This is a genomic window from Subsaximicrobium wynnwilliamsii (assembly GCF_007997225.1).
Taxonomy (GTDB): Bacteria; Bacteroidota; Bacteroidia; order Flavobacteriales; family Flavobacteriaceae; genus Psychroserpens; species Psychroserpens wynnwilliamsii.
This window is the reverse complement of record NZ_VORM01000008.1, coordinates 17,360-36,401: the sequence shown is the minus strand read 5'-3', so window position 1 is coordinate 36,401 and position 19,042 is coordinate 17,360. Positions and strand designations below refer to the sequence as shown.

At 35.9% G+C, this 19,042-nt stretch carries 19 protein-coding genes and 2 pseudogenes; 19 read left to right on the top strand and 2 right to left on the bottom strand.

What is annotated here, in order from left to right:
- The first annotated feature begins 33 nt into the window (after positions 1-33).
- The gene (locus ESY88_RS09005; RefSeq protein WP_147086347.1) at positions 34-993 is read left to right on the top strand and encodes a tyrosine-type recombinase/integrase; all 960 of its coding nucleotides are present in this window, start codon (positions 34-36) and stop codon (positions 991-993) included.
- Complete coding sequence (locus ESY88_RS09000) at positions 983-1,966, top strand: tyrosine-type recombinase/integrase (protein WP_147086348.1); 984 nt, start codon at positions 983-985, stop codon at positions 1,964-1,966. Before ESY88_RS09005 ends, ESY88_RS09000 begins: the two co-directional genes overlap by 11 nt.
- A gap of 518 nt (positions 1,967-2,484) precedes the next feature.
- Here ESY88_RS09000 and ESY88_RS20975 read toward each other — a convergent pair.
- Entirely contained in the window at positions 2,485-2,652 is a 168-nt protein-coding gene (locus ESY88_RS20975) for a hypothetical protein (RefSeq protein ID WP_189702565.1), read from the bottom strand.
- A gap of 389 nt (positions 2,653-3,041) precedes the next feature.
- On the opposite strand from ESY88_RS20975, the gene ESY88_RS08995 reads away from it, so the two are divergent.
- Genes ESY88_RS08995 through ESY88_RS08985 form a run of 3 tightly spaced genes read left to right on the top strand, consistent with a single transcriptional unit; the run spans position 3,042 to position 4,936 of the window.
- A complete protein-coding gene (locus ESY88_RS08995; protein ID WP_147086350.1) occupies positions 3,042-3,911 on the top strand; it encodes an HNH/ENDO VII family nuclease in 870 nt (289 codons plus the stop codon).
- A 7-nt stretch (positions 3,912-3,918) separates the two neighbouring features.
- The gene (locus tag ESY88_RS08990) at positions 3,919-4,371 is read left to right on the top strand and encodes an SMI1/KNR4 family protein (RefSeq protein ID WP_147086351.1); all 453 of its coding nucleotides are present in this window, start codon (positions 3,919-3,921) and stop codon (positions 4,369-4,371) included.
- A gap of 1 nt (position 4,372) precedes the next feature.
- Positions 4,373-4,936: a hypothetical protein gene (locus ESY88_RS08985; RefSeq protein WP_147086352.1), complete on the top strand. Its 564-nt coding sequence runs from the start codon at positions 4,373-4,375 to the stop codon at positions 4,934-4,936.
- Positions 4,937-5,024: 88 nt separating this feature from the next.
- On the opposite strand, the gene ESY88_RS08980 is transcribed toward ESY88_RS08985, so the two are convergent.
- Complete coding sequence (locus tag ESY88_RS08980; protein ID WP_147086353.1) at positions 5,025-5,354, bottom strand: helix-turn-helix domain-containing protein; 330 nt, start codon at positions 5,352-5,354, stop codon at positions 5,025-5,027.
- Between the two features lie 518 nt (positions 5,355-5,872).
- On the opposite strand from ESY88_RS08980, the pseudogene ESY88_RS21400 reads away from it, so the two are divergent.
- The 14 genes and pseudogenes from ESY88_RS21400 to ESY88_RS21875 form a co-directional block, all read left to right on the top strand.
- Positions 5,873-6,211 (top strand): annotated as a pseudogene (locus tag ESY88_RS21400) (transposase); the annotation flags it as partial.
- 257 nt (positions 6,212-6,468) lie between these two features.
- On the top strand, positions 6,469-7,101 hold the full coding sequence (locus ESY88_RS08970) for a hypothetical protein (RefSeq protein ID WP_147086355.1): 633 nt from the start codon (positions 6,469-6,471) through the stop codon (positions 7,099-7,101).
- Positions 7,102-7,104: 3 nt separating this feature from the next.
- Complete coding sequence (locus tag ESY88_RS08965; RefSeq protein ID WP_147086356.1) at positions 7,105-7,761, top strand: fibronectin type III domain-containing protein; 657 nt, start codon at positions 7,105-7,107, stop codon at positions 7,759-7,761.
- Entirely contained in the window at positions 7,751-8,218 is a 468-nt protein-coding gene (locus ESY88_RS08960) for a hypothetical protein (protein ID WP_147086357.1), read from the top strand. Before ESY88_RS08965 ends, ESY88_RS08960 begins: the two co-directional genes overlap by 11 nt.
- Positions 8,218-9,495, top strand: coding sequence for a hypothetical protein (locus tag ESY88_RS08955; RefSeq protein WP_147086358.1), 1,278 nt, complete (start codon positions 8,218-8,220; stop codon positions 9,493-9,495). The genes ESY88_RS08960 and ESY88_RS08955 overlap by 1 nt, the downstream gene beginning before the upstream one ends.
- On the top strand, positions 9,483-9,815 hold the full coding sequence (locus tag ESY88_RS08950) for a hypothetical protein (protein WP_147086359.1): 333 nt from the start codon (positions 9,483-9,485) through the stop codon (positions 9,813-9,815). The genes ESY88_RS08955 and ESY88_RS08950 overlap by 13 nt, the downstream gene beginning before the upstream one ends.
- Positions 9,805-10,272, top strand: a complete 468-nt coding sequence (locus tag ESY88_RS08945; RefSeq protein WP_223270779.1) for a PulJ/GspJ family protein — start codon at positions 9,805-9,807, stop codon at positions 10,270-10,272. Before ESY88_RS08950 ends, ESY88_RS08945 begins: the two co-directional genes overlap by 11 nt.
- A complete protein-coding gene (locus ESY88_RS08940; RefSeq protein ID WP_147086360.1) occupies positions 10,272-11,405 on the top strand; it encodes a type II secretion system F family protein in 1,134 nt (377 codons plus the stop codon). Before ESY88_RS08945 ends, ESY88_RS08940 begins: the two co-directional genes overlap by 1 nt.
- Positions 11,406-12,278: 873 nt before the next feature.
- On the top strand, positions 12,279-12,620 hold the full coding sequence (locus tag ESY88_RS08935; RefSeq protein ID WP_147086361.1) for a hypothetical protein: 342 nt from the start codon (positions 12,279-12,281) through the stop codon (positions 12,618-12,620).
- Positions 12,621-12,683: 63 nt separating this feature from the next.
- The gene (locus ESY88_RS08930) at positions 12,684-13,046 is read left to right on the top strand and encodes a hypothetical protein (protein ID WP_147086362.1); all 363 of its coding nucleotides are present in this window, start codon (positions 12,684-12,686) and stop codon (positions 13,044-13,046) included.
- A 123-nt stretch (positions 13,047-13,169) separates the two neighbouring features.
- Positions 13,170-13,580: a hypothetical protein gene (locus ESY88_RS08925; RefSeq protein ID WP_147086363.1), complete on the top strand. Its 411-nt coding sequence runs from the start codon at positions 13,170-13,172 to the stop codon at positions 13,578-13,580.
- Positions 13,581-13,605: 25 nt separating this feature from the next.
- Entirely contained in the window at positions 13,606-17,517 is a 3,912-nt protein-coding gene (locus tag ESY88_RS08920; RefSeq protein WP_147086364.1) for an RHS repeat domain-containing protein, read from the top strand.
- 54 nt (positions 17,518-17,571) lie between these two features.
- Positions 17,572-17,988, top strand: coding sequence for a hypothetical protein (locus ESY88_RS08915; RefSeq protein WP_147086365.1), 417 nt, complete (start codon positions 17,572-17,574; stop codon positions 17,986-17,988).
- 7 nt (positions 17,989-17,995) lie between these two features.
- A pseudogene (locus ESY88_RS21875) lies at positions 17,996-18,988 on the top strand (DUF6443 domain-containing protein); the annotation flags it as partial.
- Between the last annotated feature and the right edge of the window lie 54 nt (positions 18,989-19,042).

Sequence of the window (19,042 nt, the reverse complement as noted above, 5' to 3'; positions counted from 1 at the left end):
AGTCGCAACAAATCTAAAAAATGGATAAGTGCAATGAAAAAACTAATACTTAAAAACGAGAGCTTTCAATATATCGAGAAATCATTTAGAGAATGGTTAGATATTTTAGGATATGCAGAAAGTACGGTTTACAATCTTCCCAATCACATACGAGAATTATTTTACTACCTCGAACAGAACAATATTAATAACATCAATCAATTAGATAATCAAATCATAAAAGACCATTACAACAACTTGAAATTACGAAGTAATGATAGAAAAGGCGGAGCATTAAGCAATGGCAGTTTAAACAAACAATTACAAGCACTTTACAAGTTCACAGAGTATTTACGGCAAAGTGGTAGAATGATTTTACCAACCTTAAATATTGATTGGGAAAATGATGATACTAAACATATAGAAATACTAACTACAGAAGAAATACAACAACTTTATAAAGCTACACAACACTATCCCAAGAATATAAAATACACAAAACCACATTACTTTTTTGAAGCGATTGCATTACGAGATTGTGCAATGTTAACTGTGTTTTATGGTTGTGGATTACGAAGAAATGAAGGTTATCATTTAACAGTCGATGATATTAATTTTGATAAACAAATCTTGCACGTTAGAAAAGGAAAAGCCAATAAAGAACGATTAGTACCATTTAATAAAACCAACTCAAAATATCTACAAGATTACGTTTATGATGGTAGAATAAATCTAATCAAAGATAAACGAGAATCAGCCTTTTTTATCAATGAAAGAGGAAAACAATTATCCTCACAAAGTATGTCTATACGTTTAAAGTTATTGCAACAAAGAACAGACGATTTACAGCTACAAGAAAAGAATGTAAGATTACACGTTTTACGTCATAGTATTGCTACACATCTACTCTCAAACGGAATGCCATTAGAAAATATCAGTAGATTTTTAGGACATAACTCTTTAGAATCTACACAAGTTTATACTCATTTAGTAAATCAAGAAGATGGCAATTAAATTAGGTAAAACCAAAGATAGTAGAACACGTAAAAAGAAAGTTACAGAAGATGCAGAACTGGAATTATTACAACGTTTACAGAATGAAAAAGACCAACCCGAGTTTATCAAATATCTATTACAAAAAGGCTACAGTATTAAAAGTAGTGAACGTTATTTAAAGGATATTGAACGCTATAAAAAATGGTTAAATAAAGAGAATATTACAGAAGCAGCAGCAAGTTATAATGATATTACACATTACATACAAAGTAAAAAAGGAACTGTAAAACAAATCACGATACAAACGGTTTTAGCAAGTTTAAAGCAATATTATAACTACTTACAAGAATTAGGTTTTGTAGCAGAAAATCCAACGGTAAACGTCCAAATAAAAGGAATAAAGCGGAAAGTATTACATAACATTTTAACCAAACAAGAATTAGAGAAAATCTACTTTGATTATAAGAATTTAGAAAGTGAAAGTCTATCCAAAAAGCGAAATGAAATTATAGTAAGTTTGTTGGTTTATCAAGGTTTAAATACAAATGATATACAAAATTTAGTTATCAAAGATGTAAAATTGCGAGAAGGTAAAATCTTTATAAAAGGTAGTCGCAGAAGTAACGAAAGAACCTTAAAACTGGAAGCACATCAAATCTTGGATTTTATGGAATATCAATTAAAAACAAGAGAAACCATTTTACAGGAAACCAATAAGCAAACCGATTTATTTTTTGTTACTCAAGGAAGCAGTTTAAAATTACAGAACGTAATGCAAAAACTGATGCAACAATTACACAAACAAAACAAGCAAGTTGAAAGTGTAAAACAAATACGAGCTTCGGTAATTACTGGTTGGTTAAAAGTTTACAATCTTCGAGAAGTACAATATTTTGCAGGACATCGTTACGTTAGTTCAACTGAAAACTATCTAATAAACGACTTGGAAGATTTAAAAGAGGATATCAACAAATATCATCCAATCGCATAAATCCCACACAAAACAAAACCCAGTATTTTGCCGAAAAAGGCAAAAATCCTCTGTCTTTTGTTTTGTTCCGCTCGCCACCACTTCTATGGTTTTTACGTCACATTTTTTGTAAGCCAACGCGCAAATAGCACTTTATAACTTGCTCGTTCCTCACAATTATAAACAGCTATTGCCAACGCTCAAAAACAAAAAATCCGCCATAAAAACCATCCCAAGCTATGTTACATAATAGTAATTATAAGTTCGCTTCGCACAATTTTTAGAGTTGTTATTTTAGAAGATAAAAAATCGTCGTTATAATTGCTATTATGTAAAATATCCAACTTGCCTCTGCGCTTTTTGCCACCAACTTCTGCCATTGCGCACTAGGATTGATTAATATTTACTTCGTAAGCCAACGCGCCGAATTTGCACAAAAAAATCTTCACAAAAAGACACCAAGCGAAAAAGCTTGCTTTACTTCTTTGCTTGTTTTTTTGCACAACTCGTTCCGCTTACTGTTGTGTCGCTCTTTGCCGCTAGGCAACATTTTTAAAAGCTGAAGATTGCCAACGCTCAAAAAATCCACCGCCTAAATCTTCAACTTTTAAAAACGTCAAATCTTCCTCAAATGCTAAACGTTTTAAAAGGTTGCGGAAGTTGTTGGCTGATGCGGATGAGTTCCGCAAGCTTTTAAAATGAAACAACTGAAAGGCGTTAGTATTTATAATCTTTTGAATAGAAACGAAAATGTCAATCCGAGTTCCAATGTGAGCGTCGGAAGTCAGGCGAATGGGAGTATTTTACATAATTTACATTATAACTTACAAGAGAAAAACCAATCAAATATAAACGCTTAAACTTGTATTATAATGCCAATTATGTAACATACCGAGGAAAAGGAAGCAAGGAAAACACAGAGGCTTTTGAGGTACGAGAAAACTGGGTTTTACTTGCGTGGCAATTAACAGAAAATAGTATATTGCAAGTGGATAGATGATGAAAGGAACGTTCTTTTATAAAATTTTGAAGTGAAGGTGCTTGTAAAAACGGTCAAACGCAGAAAAAAAATGCATTAGATTACTTTTCAGGCGGGATGGTAATGCCTAACCGTAGAATCGTAAACGGAGAACGGTATAGATACGGCTATCAAGGAGAGTACGCAGAAACTGATGAAGAAACAGGGAAACCAGCTTTTCAATTAAGAATGTATGATCCGAGAATTAACAGATGGTTAACGCCAGACCCTAAAGGTCAGTTTCATTCTCCATATTTAGCGATGGGAAATAATTGGGTAAGTTTCGTAGACCCTGATGGTGGTGAATGCTGTGGAGGAAGTGGTACTGATGATGACCCCTTTATATTAGATGAAGTTGTTATTACAGCATCAGGTAATGCAAGTGGTGTAAGTAGTGATAGTTGGACACGTTACATACCTGTTTATGGTTCAGGTGTTGATGCTTACGATTCTTTTTCAAGAGGAGATTATTGGACAGGTGCAATGCATACTGCTTTAGCTATTTCTGATGTATTTTTAGTGAAATCGTTAGTTGTTGGAGCAGGTAAATTTGTTGTTAGACAAACAGCAAAGAAAATTACTACTGAAGTAGCAGAGCAGGCTACGCGAAAATTTTGGACAAATTCAGTCAAGTTTAAGAATACTAAAGTCTTTCAAAGAGATGATATTATAGACGTAGCTTTGAAAGATGCCAGAGGAAGATCTAACCTGCAAAGAATGAAGAAAGGTATTGCCCCCATAACTCCTGATGGAAAGTCAGTTAATTTACATCATATGTTACAAAGTGAAAAGGGTGCTATAGCAGAAGTTACAGCAGCTTTTCATAAAAGTAATCATAAAATATTACATATAAATCCAAATACGATAGGTTCTGGAATAGATAGAATTAAATTTGCAGCTTTTAGAACTTCATATTGGAAGCAAAGAGCGTTAGATTTTGCTAAATAAATTTATTATGAGTATAATTAGAGTATTAAAAATAATAGAAAATAATATTGAAGAGTCTGATTTTGTTGGTAAAATTAAGGTTGATATTGTTAAGAAAACAGAAAATATTTTAGGGTTAAAGTTTCCTAAATCATATAGAATGTTCATTGAGAATTATGGTTGTGGAGATATTTTTGGAATTGAAATTTTTGGCATAATTTCGGACCCTATAACTGATGTTCAAACAATCCCTAATGTATTATGGATTACAAATGAGTTTAAAAATAAAGGGTTACCAAAAGGATATATTATAATTTCTGAAACGGGAGATGATGGTTCTTATTATACAATCAATACAAATATTAAAAATGATTGCGATGAAAACCCTATTTATTTATGGAATTCATTTAATTTAAAGGAGAGTAAAGTATATGATAGTTTTGGAGATTTTTTGTATGATTTTTTAAAAGAACACGTCTAATATGAAATCATTTGCAATTATATTATTAACTTTTTTTTCTTTTAGCTTTAACACTTCGTTTTATAGTAACTTGGAGTATGTAAAAACTGATACCCAAGAAATTTTAAAAACGTTTAAATTATATTCGGGTAGGCTATATATAAAACTTCCTTCAGAATTTGGTTTAATGAGTGAGGAAATAAAGAAAGTCAAATACCCAACAAGTGACCCAAAGGCAATTACTGTTTGTACAAATAAAGAAAGTACTATAAATATATTGTTAGAACTATCAAAAAAACCTTTAAATCAAAATAGATTACCTGTTATACTTAATCAAATACAATCAGAGTTTTCGAGAATACCAGAAATACAATTAGAGAATGCAGAGATACAATCAGTTAATGAAAAAGATATTTTAGTTGTAGAATTTATATCAGAAGCTGTAGACGGGAGAATATATAATCTCATGTTTATAACTAATATTGATGGATATACTTTTACCAGTAATTTTAATTGTACTATCGAAAATATGCCTAAATGGAAACCTATAGGGAAGCAAATTTTGAATTCATTAAAAGAGGTTTAAATGAAATCTTCTATAATTACAACACTGGTGTTGTTAATGTTTTTTTTATTAATCCGTTATATAAACAAAAGAAAAAAGTAGCAGTAAATTATCCATATACTTTTTTAGCATTAAAATCACGAATAAGAGCATCTATAGTAATATATATATGCTCTTTTTCTTTTGGAGTAAGTTTAGATACTTGCTCAATACGTTTAAGGAGTTCAGTATCTAAAACTAAATCTGTACTACCTACCAAATAGTCTAAAGACACTTTTAAAGCGTTAGCAATCTTTGTAGCCATCTCAATAGTTGGCTTTACTTCGTTACGTTCGTAACGTCCATACGCATCGCCATTAATACCAATAAGTTTACCAATATTAGCCTGCGAAAGCTTTTGTCTTTTACGCACTAATCCTAAACGTTCTCCAAAGGTCATAAATGTATGATTTAATACAAGATATTAGATTAAAGCACAAATATATAAACAAAATATGTAGTATAAAATTAAGTTGTGTTTGTTTCATTCATAAAGATATTGTAGTTTTGCTACATATATGTAGTTAAAAAATATTTTTCAACAATGACAACAAAACTTCAAACAGATAGTACAGACCAACTCATTTATAAAAACGAAATTTTACAACTCACAGTTTTAGGAGGAATAAAATTAGAAGGTTTAGACAGAATGCGAATAACTGTAAAAGTACAATTACAAGAAAGTAGCAGACCACCAGTAAGACCCCCGCTCCCGCTAGTTTACAACTAGTGGCGGTAAGAGTAAGCACAAACATAGATTAAATCACCGCTTCAAGTTCTAGTTTTGAAGCTTTGAATTTTACGTTTTCTAATGTTTTCAAGAGTTTGGACTAGTGACCTCCAAGAATGGGCATTGAGTAGTATTAATTTACCAAGTTGCTTTAAAGTAAATTGAAGTAGTTTTTGTAGTTTGGGCTTATGAGCAGAAACTATAAATTTCATAACAAATCAGGTTTGTATTTTGTGTCCTTTGCAACGGTAAATTGGATAGATGTTTTTACACGGCAGCCCTACTTTGATATATTAGGAGAAAGCGTAAAGTATTGCAGAGAAAAGAAAGAGATGGAGCTTTATTGTTAATGTTTTATGCCAAGTCATGTACATTTCATATTTCGTTCTACTAATGAGCAGCCATCTGGGTTGCTCCGGGATTTTAAGCGACATACTTCAAAGAGGGTTTTAGAAGCGATTGAGAACAACCCACAAGAAAGCAGAAAAGAATGGTTGTTATGGATGTTTGAGCGAGCGGGTAAAAAGCTTATACTGAGCAAATGCGAGTAATACAGATATTGAAGAAACAAGTCTCGTAAGTTTGAAAACAAATCCATTTTTGAGTAAAGATGTTAGCTGCAAAATTACCAAAAAATACAGCTGTTTTGGTTCATTTTTTATATATTTACTGAAACCTACTCTTCATGATTAAAACCGCATTGTGTTGCTTTATCCTTATCTTCTTTTTGAGTTGTAAAACAATACATACCAAAGGGGATAACTTTCAAAAAACATCTCTTATTATGATACTAGGTTCGCTGGGCGAACATGATGACTTTCTATTGCAAAGTGATTATAATGGTGTGGCGTTTCCAATGTATTCAAATCCTATTAAGCTAAGTGCTACTCTCGTGAATTTTGGGAAGGAAAGCGAAAACGCTTTCTTAAAAGCCCAAGAACGACAATCCAAAGAATTAGCAATAAATTTCAACGATAGCATTCAGAATAAATCACAATATGTGAAACTTCAAATTTCAGACCGTCTAGAGCTGATAACTAGTCTCAATAATTCCGATAACGAGGATGTTTTTGAGTTCATAAAAAATAATAAAGATGTTCATGCCATTACTAGTTTGGCGATTGCATTAAACCAAGAAGACTTGGATAAGATTGCCAAAACCGACGAACTGTTTTTAGAGGCTTCAGGCATAAAAACGTATAGTTTGAACCTCTACAATGATGGAAAATTTCAACAAAAAATAAATTTCAACGATGGGGTTGTATTCGCTTACCAAACCTCGAAATGCTGTTGGAAAGAAAACGATAGGCACCAAGTGGAAATCGTAGATTTGGTGGAAGGCAATGACAACTGCCCAAACGGGTCTTATACATCTGCCAAACGGGCTAAAAAGAAAATCAATTACTATAAGTTTTAGATCATGAAAAAAATCCTGTTCGTTTTAGCGATTATTTTATGCTATGGTTGTGAAGATATCATTGGAGTAGAGGATATTTCCAACACCTTGGTAATACCCTTGGCGCCTTCAAATGAGGCAGTGCTTACAGAAGACAGCGTCGTATTCTCTTGGGATGCCGTGGCAGAGGCTGAGGGGTATCGCATTCAAGTGGCCAGACCCAATTTTGAGAATGCCACGCAGATTGTTGTGGACTCCTTGGTGGGCTCAACCAGTTTTTTACAAGTCTTGGCATCTGGAGACTATGAGTGGCGCATTAGGGCAGAAAATTCAGATTACCAATCAACCTACACCACCTATAGTTTTACCATAAATAGCATAAATGATGATATTTCTTCAGATCAAGTACAACTTTTAGCCCCTGCGGAAGGACTGTCATTTACAGAAACCGAAATCATTAATTTTTCATGGGAGGCATTACCAGGGGCGAATGGCTATACCATTCAAATTGCAAGTCCGAATTTTGAATCGGCCATTGAAATTGTTGAAGATGTCAATTTAACAGCAACCTCATTTTCCGTATCTAATTTGGACGCCAATACTTACGAATGGCGGGTAAGGGCCAAAAATTCAGAATACCAAACAGCATACACTACTCAAACTTTTACGGTTGAAGAATAAAACGAAAACATATCTCCTATTAGTTGCGGTTCTTGGTGTTTGGGGCAGCATTGGCTATAAGATATGGAGTGGCATGAGTCCAGATGTCGCCGAAATTACACCGACCGAATTTGATGGGGCATTCAATCCCCAACCTATGACTACCTTAGACACATTTTCGATTCAAGATTTGGAAAGGGATCCTTTTTTAGGCACCCTATCAAGCTCGAAACGTCAAGTTCCAAAACCGAATGCCAACCAACAGCCCAAAACACCAGAAAACATCCCTACGATTGCCTATAACGGAATCTTAAGAAAACAAAGCACATCAGACCAAGTGTTTGTAGTGAGCATCAATAATCAGCAGTTTTTACTTAAAAAAGGCCAAGTTGCAGATAGCGTCAAATTGCTAAAAGGCAATGAAGACGAAATCACAATGCGATATCACAATAAAAACCTAAACATAAAACGACAATAATGCTGTGGTTGAAACTTAAGGCTGGCGCATTGCAACTCACACTTTTCATTGCAGTGGTGGTCGCTTTATTGCTGATGGCCTTTATTCTTTTGGTACATACCCACAAACGGTTTCAAGTTCAAACGGATTTCATCATAGAGACCGTTAAGAACGCCGATAGAGGAATTCAATATGCATTGAACAATACTGGTGTTTTAAGAGATTCCACCTACATCCAATGTGATGCTGACTATAAAACTCTAAAAACCTACCGGAGCTATTGGGGTGTTTTTGAAAAGATTACTTCGGTTTCGAAGATAAAAAATAATACCGTTGAAAAATATGCTTTAGTTGGTGGTCAATTGAGTAAAGCCCAAAGGCCTTCATTATATTTGAGCGATGAGCGAAAACCTTTGGTATTGGTAGGGAATACCCGGATAGAAGGTTTGGCCTATCTGCCCGAACAAGCTGTGAAATCAGGAAACATTGCAGGGCATTCTTACTATGGCTCACAGCTCATTTACGGTCAAACGAGAACGGCTTATGAGCTTCCCGATATTGACGAAGAGATGGGTGCGCATTTATCAGCTTTGGAAGACCAATCACTGAGTATTCCAGAAGACCAATTTCTGGCAATTGAACCAGGGAAGACCTATAAGAACTCGTTTTTTAGGCCTGTCCAAATTGTGTATTCAAACCAAGACATCAATCTGGGGAACCTTAAAATGACAGGAAACATAATCGTGCAATCTGAATCCAAAATTACAGTAGCCGCAACATCAGTCTTAAAGGATATTGTGCTTGTAGCTCCGGAGATTGAAATTCAGAATAAGGTCAAGGGGAACTTCCAGGCCATTGCATCAGAACGGATTGTGGTTGGCGAAAATGTAGCATTGGAGTATCCGTCGGCACTTGTGGTTAAGGAGAACGAATCTGTTAAGGATAAGATAGAACCGGCGGGTTCAGAAAAAAATGCGATCACCATTGGCGCTTATGCATCCATCAAAGGCGTACTGCTATTTTTGGGTCAGCCAAAGCCCAACAACTATGAGGTGCAATTGGGTATAGAAACAAATGCAAGCATTATCGGCGAAGTGTATTGCAATCAAAATATAGAACTCCAAGGCACGGTTTTGGGTACGGTTTATGCCAAAAATTTCATTGCGAAGCAATTCGGATCCATCTACCAGAACCATATCTATAACGGGCAGATCATTGCAACAGATTTGCCTGAAGAATTTATTGGCTTGAACTTGACTAACACCTCAGAAAAAGGCATCGTTAAATGGCTCTATTAAAAAAAATAAAAGCATCGACCTTAATGGAAACATTGGTTGCGACGGTGTTGATCGTGATTATTTTTATGCTGTCCAGCATGATACTGAATACTATTTTTTCAAGCAGTATTAAAAATAATACGCAATCAATTAGCACCTATTTGAATGAACTGCACTATTTACAAAAGCACAAAAAGATAGAATTGCCATACTACGAAGATTTTGAAAACTGGCGAATTAGCATTGTCAAATTTTCAGAAGACAATAAAAAAAGTCTTGAATTTGAAGCCGTCAACTCCGAAACAGAGAAAACGATTACGATAATAGTAGATGAAGGATAAACAAAAGATAGAGGCATTTACGCTAAGTGAGATGATTGTGGTGTTGATTTTGACGACCATTGTTGTGGGGTTGGCATTTTCTGTTCTAATTTTGGTGCAAAGGCAAATGTTGGCCATTCAAGGTAATTATCAAACCAATTTAGAATTGAATACATTGGAAACCTCGCTATGGTTGGATTTCAATCGTTATTCTAAGATAACTTATGACGAACTTGAAGATGAGCTGAAGTTCTCAACAGAATTGGATTCCATTTCCTACCGTTTTTACGATAAAAGAATCATCAAGGACAGGGACACTTTTTCTGTACACATAAAACAAAAAATATTTTTTCTGGATGCAGAAGAAAAAGAAAAAGGTAATATTGATGCCATGAAACTGGAAATGCCCGATAGCTATCAAAATAAAAAATTGTTTGTTTTCAAAACGAATGATGCCAAGCTTTATATGAACAATTAATGGGATTTCAACTTGACAATATAGCAACGACTAAAACGACCAAGGAGAAACGTCCTATGGATACCTCATTCCTGCAAAAGGAAATCACGCTTTTTGGGAGTTCATTTTCCAATAAAATCAAAGAGGATTTTTATACAGAATTGGGAGTACTTTTAAAAGCGGGCATTACCCTAAAGGACGCCTTAGAATTGATTCAAAATTCGACAAAAAAGAAGCTGCACAAAACTAAATTGGGGACTATTTCAGAAACCATTGTTTCGGGTCTATCCTTGTCTGAAGCCTTAAAAAACCAGAAAGAATTTACAGACTATGAATATTTCTCCATTAAGATAGGGGAAGAGACGGGTAGCCTTACAGAAGTCTGCATGCAGTTAGGATCATTCTTTGCCAGAAAAAATGAGCAGCGCCGAAACTTGATCAGTGCGTTGACCTACCCCATAATTATCTTAAGTACGGCAGTTTTGGTGGTTATATTCATGTTGCAGTTTGTGGTGCCCATGTTTCAGGACATATTTGAACAACAAAAAGTAGAATTACCAGCAATCACAAAGCTAATCATCGCGGCCTCTCAGTTTCTGAAAGCTTACGGTTGGGTGCTACTACTTTTATTTATAGGGCTTGTTGCTTCAAGAGCCTTCCTCAATAAGAAACCATGGTTTAAAAAAGCCAAAGATCAATTAATTCTAGAACTACCCCTTATTGGCGATTTTGTAAGGACGGTCTATCTATCCCAGTTTACTCAAGCGGTCGCCTTGTTGACTGCGTCCAAAGTTCCTGTGGTCAATAGCATACAGTTGGTAAAACAAATGATTGATTTTTATCCCCTGCAAAAAGCACTGGCACAGGTAGAGAAGGACATTCTCCAAGGAAGCTCACTAAGCGAGAGTTTAAAAGCGCATAAGCTTTTTGACGACAAGATGGTTGCCATGGTAAAGGTAGCGGAAGAGACCAACCAAAACGAATTTATCTTTGAGCGCCTCAATATGCAATACAATACCCAAGTGCAACAACGCTCCAAACTCCTTTCTACTGTAATGGAACCCTTTATCATCATGATTGTTGGGGTGTTGGTAGGGGTCATCTTGATTGCGATGTACCTGCCTATGTTTAAGTTGAGTAGTGTGTTGGGGTAATGACTTCAATTACCATAAATTCATGATGGTGTCTTCTTTAAAAATTATAAAATCATATTACATAACGGATATTTCTATGTAATCTACCTGCGCTTATTTTTGAAGGTTCATTAGCAAATTTACTCTTGAAAAATAAGGTGGAGCCTTGAAAACTGCAAGGTGTTGCCTTAGGTATTGTAAGGCGTTTTCTGTGTTTTTTTTAATATTATTTTATAGATTTGGCACAGCTATAATCGAACTGCTAACCGCTTAACAATTTGCCAATAAGATTTCCAGATAGGGGCAATTATTGTTCTTCAGGTTTGAATTGAATCTTAGTTTTTTTAGGGTTTATAGAACAGTATGAAAAGTCATTACTAAGGGGCATGCGATTGAATACAATAGGCGATTTTATGAATATTTGAAACTCCTATGACTCTATATAGTAAATGCACATAAGTCTTAACATTCGTTGAGTCGTTAAATTTGGATTATCATAGTGATCTATAGTGGTTGAGACTAGATGTTGTTCCAATGACTTTGTTGAAAACATAATCTCAAGAAAAACAGGTTTATCAAAATTTCAAATCTATGCGGCGAAAGTACTTATTATTTCAAACCTGTTCATGTAAAAATATTGGGTTTGCAAATACATGCTAAGACAAAGATAATTCGAAGTTTTAAGGGAGTCAGAAAGAGGTTAAATACCAATTATTCTCAATTGAATAATTTAAATGTTCTTCCAATAATAAACATCAAATATACAATTGAAAATGGTTTGACTCTAGTTGATGGTTGAAGTGGATTCAAATAAATTACAATATTCAATAATTGAAAGAGTAACTGTGAATTATAATAAATTCTAAGCGCACCAATATTTAAATTAAATTTAAAATGAAAAATTTTATTCTTGTCCGACAAACTTTCTCGAAAAAAAGCTTTGTGTTTCTTGTCATTATTATGCACTGTATAATGGGGTATTCCCAAATACCTCTTGGTCAAACATCAAATGAGATTGAAACTGATTTGCCTACAATTATACCACCATCCCCTACAGTTGCCACCTTAATGAGATTTGAGGAAGTACCAGTAGATCATTATACTGGTATTCCAGATATATCCGTTCCTTTATACTCGAAAAAAGTTTCAAATAATCTTAATTTCAACATTGGTTTAAGTTATAACCCTGTAGGAATTAGAGTGGCGGATCGCTCAGGGTGGACAGGAACTGGATGATCATTAAGTGCTGAAAGTGTTGTTTCAAGAACGGTTATGGATGTGCCGGATGAAATATTTTCTGTGAATAGCCCTAGCGATTATGCGGAAGGCGATGTAGGTACGTTTAGCAACGATTTTTATGATTTCTGTAATCTTGATTTTTCAAACATTTCGAATGCTAAATATGAGGCCTATAGTGAGTTTGTTTGGGAAACCGCCAATGGGAATCAGCACGCTGATAACCAGCCAGATCTTTTTCAGTTTAGTTTCTTTGGCCATACGGGTAGATTTATCATATTGAATATCAATGGCGCCCTTCAGCCAAAAATAATTTCATCAGATCAAAAAGTAATTAACATTAAGAGACTGATTTATGTTTATAAACTCAAATACCCACTGTTTTTTGAAAAACAATTTAGCTTACTCCAAATCTATTATTTGTAAAAAAAATTATTTGTCATGTATTGTTTAGGAACTGTTTATTTGTAATCACAGAATATTCCAGAATTGTTTACCATTATTTACATTTCAAATGTGCAAAATTCAATATGAATTAATATAAAAATCATGAAGACACTTTTAAACCTCATTTGGTTATTTCCGTTTTTTATTATAAACAATAATTTTGTATGCAAAAATATAAAATTAGACCCTTTACATTATCAATCAAATCAAGACCAACAAAAAAAGCTTAGTGCAACAATTGCGCACGAGTATGATAGATATGTGAGTCCCGTAAAAATTACCTATCAAGTGTATCCCTATGGTGGATCTAAAAAATACGAATACCGTTGGCGCCTAAAAGGTCAAAAATACGGGAACTATTCTAATAACACCACTTACACCTTAATTTTTGATTGTTCAATAAATGAAAGACCAGTTTCAACTATATTTTGCCAAGTTAAAGATATCGTTAGCGGTGAAATCATTAGTGTTATGACTACCCATCCAGTGGAAATATGTACAGTCAAAGTATAATGCAAAATAAGAAAATTGACCATTTATGAAATATACGATTTTTATACCAGTCTTTCTCATCATCTCTTATTGTGTTTCGGCGCAAGAAATTAGGAATAATGATCCTTTTTATCTTTCTGAAAATATAGCTTCTAGCCCTGAAGCTTCTAGTTTGGGTAGATATGGTAATATAAAGGCTTCCCCCTATAATGGAAAGGCTAACGTGTCTTTGCCCCTATATTCAATAGATTTTGAGGGTTTAAAAATACCAATACAGTTAAATTATGATACTGGAGGTGTTAGAGTAGTTCAAGAAGCTAGCTGGGTAGGGCTAAATTGGAATTTGTCCACCACCCATGGTATTTCAAGAAAGGTCTATGGTATTGATGATTTCAGTAAGCGAAACGCAAATTTATATAATACATATAATGGATACATATATAACCCCCTAGTAATGGGGTTATTGGAAGGGGCGGATAGGCCATATTTAGATATTGACGATATTTTAAATGTTCATGAAAGTTATGGTAACACTTCGGTTGCAGGCGATGGTTCTAGCTACCTAGATACTCAGCCCGACGTATTCAATGTTAGTGTATTGGGCCAATCCTATACATTCATTTTAGAGAAAAAGGGAACGGGTGATATTTTACAAACCAAAGTATTTAATAGTAATAATGTGAAAATAATATTTGACCTGCTTACAATGTCATTTGACTTGATTGACGAAAATGGGTTTAAATTTCACTTTGAAACAAACGAAGTAAATACAAATTTCTCAACAGTGTCTGAAAATACACCTCCAACCGATTATCTTGAGTCTATTGCTCTAATTTTCTCGAGAACCCATAGAGCAAATGAGTCAATAATAACTACTTGGTTATTAGACAATGTTACCTCGCCAAGAGGGCGCGTTTTAAATTTCAATTATCAAAAAGGACTGCATTTTACCTTTCCCGATTATAGTTTTGATTATAATATAAGAGGCAACGAAGCTCTTAATGGTTGGCCAAATGAACAATATAATAGCGTAAGTGGACAAAATACTTTAATTGGTCATAAAGCTAATTACAATGTCTCGTTTACTGTAATAGAAAACAATTATTTAACGTCCATAACAGGTAATTTTGGATCCGTAGAATTTCATTTGGAAAATAGACTCGATTTGAGTACTGGAAGTACAATTAACTTATTGTCACAAAACAATTTTGGAACCAAAGTGCTAACAACATCACAAAGCGGCAGTATTAGATCGTGTCATGGAACAACAACTAACTGTGGGACTAACACACCCTACTTGCCGTGGAAATTAAGCGGATTTTCCGTTAAGAATAATTCGGGGAAGAACGTATTTAATGTTGATTTTGGTCAGTCATATTTTAACAGTAATGAGATAAATAGCCCAATTAAGGAGCGTTATTTAAGGCTTAAACTGGATACTGTCACTATTAATGATCAAATTCATTCTTTTGAGTATAGCGATGTTAATTTACTGCCTGCCAAAGATAGTTATGCAGTCGATTTTTGGGGCTTTAGCAATGGTAAAATAAATAATAACACTTATAATCCAAGCTTGGGGCGATTTATAACAAAATACATAAACACGCCTTCGGGGTCAACATCAGCGCAATCATTTATGAACTTTAAAGGCGCAGATAGGAGCAGTGATTTTTTATACGGTAAACGTGGCCTTTTAAATAAGATTGTCTATCCGACAAAGGGGAGTACAGTCTTTGAGTATGAAGCACATGATGTGGTTTTAGATACTCCACCTTTATTTCAAGTAACTCAATATGTGCCTAACTCCCAAAGAATGCGTTGGACAGATATGACTGATGAATCTAAATTTGATATTACCTTCCAATATTTAAAATGTTCAAAAGATTCTAATTATAACTATTTTGAACGGGAAGGCACCCTTGAGCAGGGCAGCCCTATCATAATACCTGTCGTAATTAATGAAGTTTTTGAAGTTAGTTTTCCTTCTTTGATACAGATTAGTGGTTCTATCAATACATATACTGGATGGAACGGAATTGGCTATTGGGGTAATCGTCCGATTTTGGTTGTAGAAGAAATTAATAATGGCCAGGAATATGTTGTTTTTACTTACGGAGATGCTCCTTCCAATCAGGGAAGCCCACCGAACAACGTTTCAAAATCTATAAGTATTCCACCTGGGGAATTCAGAATTGTAAGAAGATGGGCTACTTTGCCAGCGGGAGAGGATTATAACAATTATCCACCGATTCCGGCATCTTACTTCCAACCTAACAGCTTACTCGTAAAAACATACGAAAACATAAATAATATAAGTGCCTTTTTCGAACGTTTCGAAGTAGGAGGTGCCCGTATTAAAAAAATAATCAACAAAGATGCCAATGCCCTTTTTGCTAGTGGCAAAGAATACAAATATAATTATACAGGCGCCATCGCAGGTTTGTCATCTTCGGGTGTGCTTATGGATGACCTTATTTATCATAATTCAGGGGCAGGTCTTCATTCTTTCAATCCTAGTGGTTATAATTTTAGTTTTAAGGGATACAATATGGTGGGTGGCAATACGAGTGCACAAGGCAGCCATATAGGATATTCTTTTGTGCAAGAATTTCCAATCAATAATCTAAATAATCAATTAGGACACGTTGATAGGACATACCATAATTTGAAGAACAAGTATTTTAAAGACAGCTTTTGTTTTCCATTTATGTATGACGGTATCACTAATGATAACTATGGTACAATTCATATATTTGGCTTTGATACAGGATGGTCATGTTTTGGTGGTGGAGGCATGTTTGACTGCGATGACGGTACAGGAGGAAAAGTTTATAGTAGAACGGGAGATGCCTGTGTAGAAAATACTGTTGTTTTAGGTTTACCCACACGTTTAGACTATAGTTATATAAATGGCAGCATCATAAAAGAAAGCACGTATAATCAAAATCAAAACTTACTTAAAAAAACCGAAAATTCCTATGCGCTCCTTAAAGGTGATGTCCCACTGGATTATTTTACAAGCTTCATGAATATAGGAATTCACGGTATTATTGGTCAAAATGGCGGTGTGGCAGCAACCCTTTTAAATACAACGCAAGGTCCTTGGGGCGCAGACCATCATACATATTTTCCTTATTTATTTCCACTACATCATGGGTTGGTTTCCAAATTATCGAACAGTATTAAAACAGAATTCATGAACTCCGGAGATGTCGTGTCAGAAAGCATTTTAATTTACAACAATATTACCCACCTTCCCACAATTTCAACGTCTTTACTAAATGAAACCGAAGAGGTTTCTAACCGTCTTTTTTACCCTAATGATAGTGAAGTTTACGGTAAACCTTTTATGAGTAATTTAAGAGCAGAAAATCGATTGGCAACTGTTATAAAAGCTAACAGTTATAAAGAAAATAATAAACTTTCTACTTTAGAATATTCGTATGCTAAGAACGTCAATACAGCAAATATAACTTTAGTGACTTCTATTTCAAAATCGAAGGGAGAGGCAACTTTAAAAGAAGATGTCATTTACGAAAAATACGATAATAAAGGTAATTTACTACAATACAGGCAAAAAGATGGCACTCCCATCATATATATTTGGGGTTACAACGAGCAATATCCGATTGTGAAGATAGAAAATGCGGTCTATGCACAGGTATCGGGTCAGGTAATCAATATACAGAATAAGTCCAACCTTGATGACGACAATTGCACGGATGCAGAGAATTGTGACGAGAAGAATCTAAGAACTGCCTTGAATTCCTTAAGATTGTCCCTGCCCTTGGCCATGGTAACCACCTACACCTACGATCCATTGGTCGGGCTGACCAGCATGACCGACCCCAAAGGCTATACGGTGTATTATGACTATGATGCCTTCAACCGTTTAAGACAGGCCAAGGACGCCGACGGGAAGATCCTTAGCGAAACAGAATACCATTACAGACAATAGCCAAGTGAAAACATTCAGACAGTATAAAAACAACCACAACCAAAGCCATTTTAAATGAGACACCTTCCAAAACTGACCATCATCCTGGTCTTGATGATCTATTCGGGCCGCCTGCAGGCACAAGCCTCCCAGGTATACTTTACTTTAGAGAGCACAAATGTTTCCTTTTCCGGCCAGAGCCTCAACATTGCCTCCGCCATAGTTCTACAGGGCAGCGGCCTGAGGTGGACACAAGAGAATGATGGCACTGTGAACATTACCGATTTTCAGGTCACAGGCACCTCTGGGGAATGGGACCAGGCCAGCTTTATGGGAGCTCTGACCCATACCATTGCCATGGACGGCGACCATTTGGGGACTTTTGTTCTAGAGGGCACAACCAATGGTGTAACGGCGATCCTGTCCGTTGATGTCGATGGCGCTGTGGCGCACTATACCTTTTCCATAAACTCGATCAACTTCCAACAATAGAAAAGCCATGATGCACTCACCAAAGATCAGTATCCAGAACAGGCTATTGGCGGCCTGCCTTCTACTCCTGGCCGCCTGTCAGACGGGCCATGCCCAGATCACAGGTTCCCTATCGGTAGCCCCCAATGGCCAAGGAGCCTATTCCTATACCAATGGCACAATAGTAATGTTCCCCAATTGGCAGCTTGTCGGGGGAACTTTAGTGTCGTCTTCCCAAACTGGCACAACGTATTCAGCGATTGTGCAATGGGGGGCTTTTGGGGCTGGAACGATCACCTTCAGAAACAGAACAATTATACTAGATACTGAAACAGTTACCATATTGGGAGCGAATAATGGATTGCAGGTACCAGAAATGCCCTTGGTGACCAACAACTGCAACAGTACCCGATTGACCAGAGCGAGCCCACCTGAAGGGAATGAATGGTATTGGCAAAGCACCGCAACGGGCACAAGTACGTTGGATGCCGCTCAATATAAAGATCTATCCTCTCCAGGAACCCTTTATCTGAGATCTAAATATGGCAGTGACTGGAGTACGGCTGTTGCCGTTAACTATACGGTCAGTTCGGTGAGCTGTGGGCTGAGCAACAGAAATTATATTTATACCATAATGCCAGAGATCCCGGTGACCAGTACCGGCGCTTTACAGAACAGCCAAAAGATGGAATCCGTGACCTATTTTGATGGTCTGGGCAGGGCAGAGCAAAGTCTGGGCATCAGGGCGGGCGGCAATGGCGATGATATCATCACCCATGTGGAATATGATGCCTGGGGCAGGCAGGCCAAAGAGTATCTTCCCTATGCCAACAAGAGCAATGGTGGCGCTTGGATGTACAACGCACAACCGGCAACAGAATATTTTTATAATACGTCATTATATGAAAACACTGCCAATCCCTATTCGGAAAAACTGATCGAAGCCTCCCCCTTGAACAGGGTATTGAAACAGGCGGCACCGGGGAACGACTGGGCCTTGGGCAGCGGCCATGAGATACAGTTTGGATACAGGGCCAATGCCCTCAATGAAGTGCGGTACTATGAAGTGTCGTTG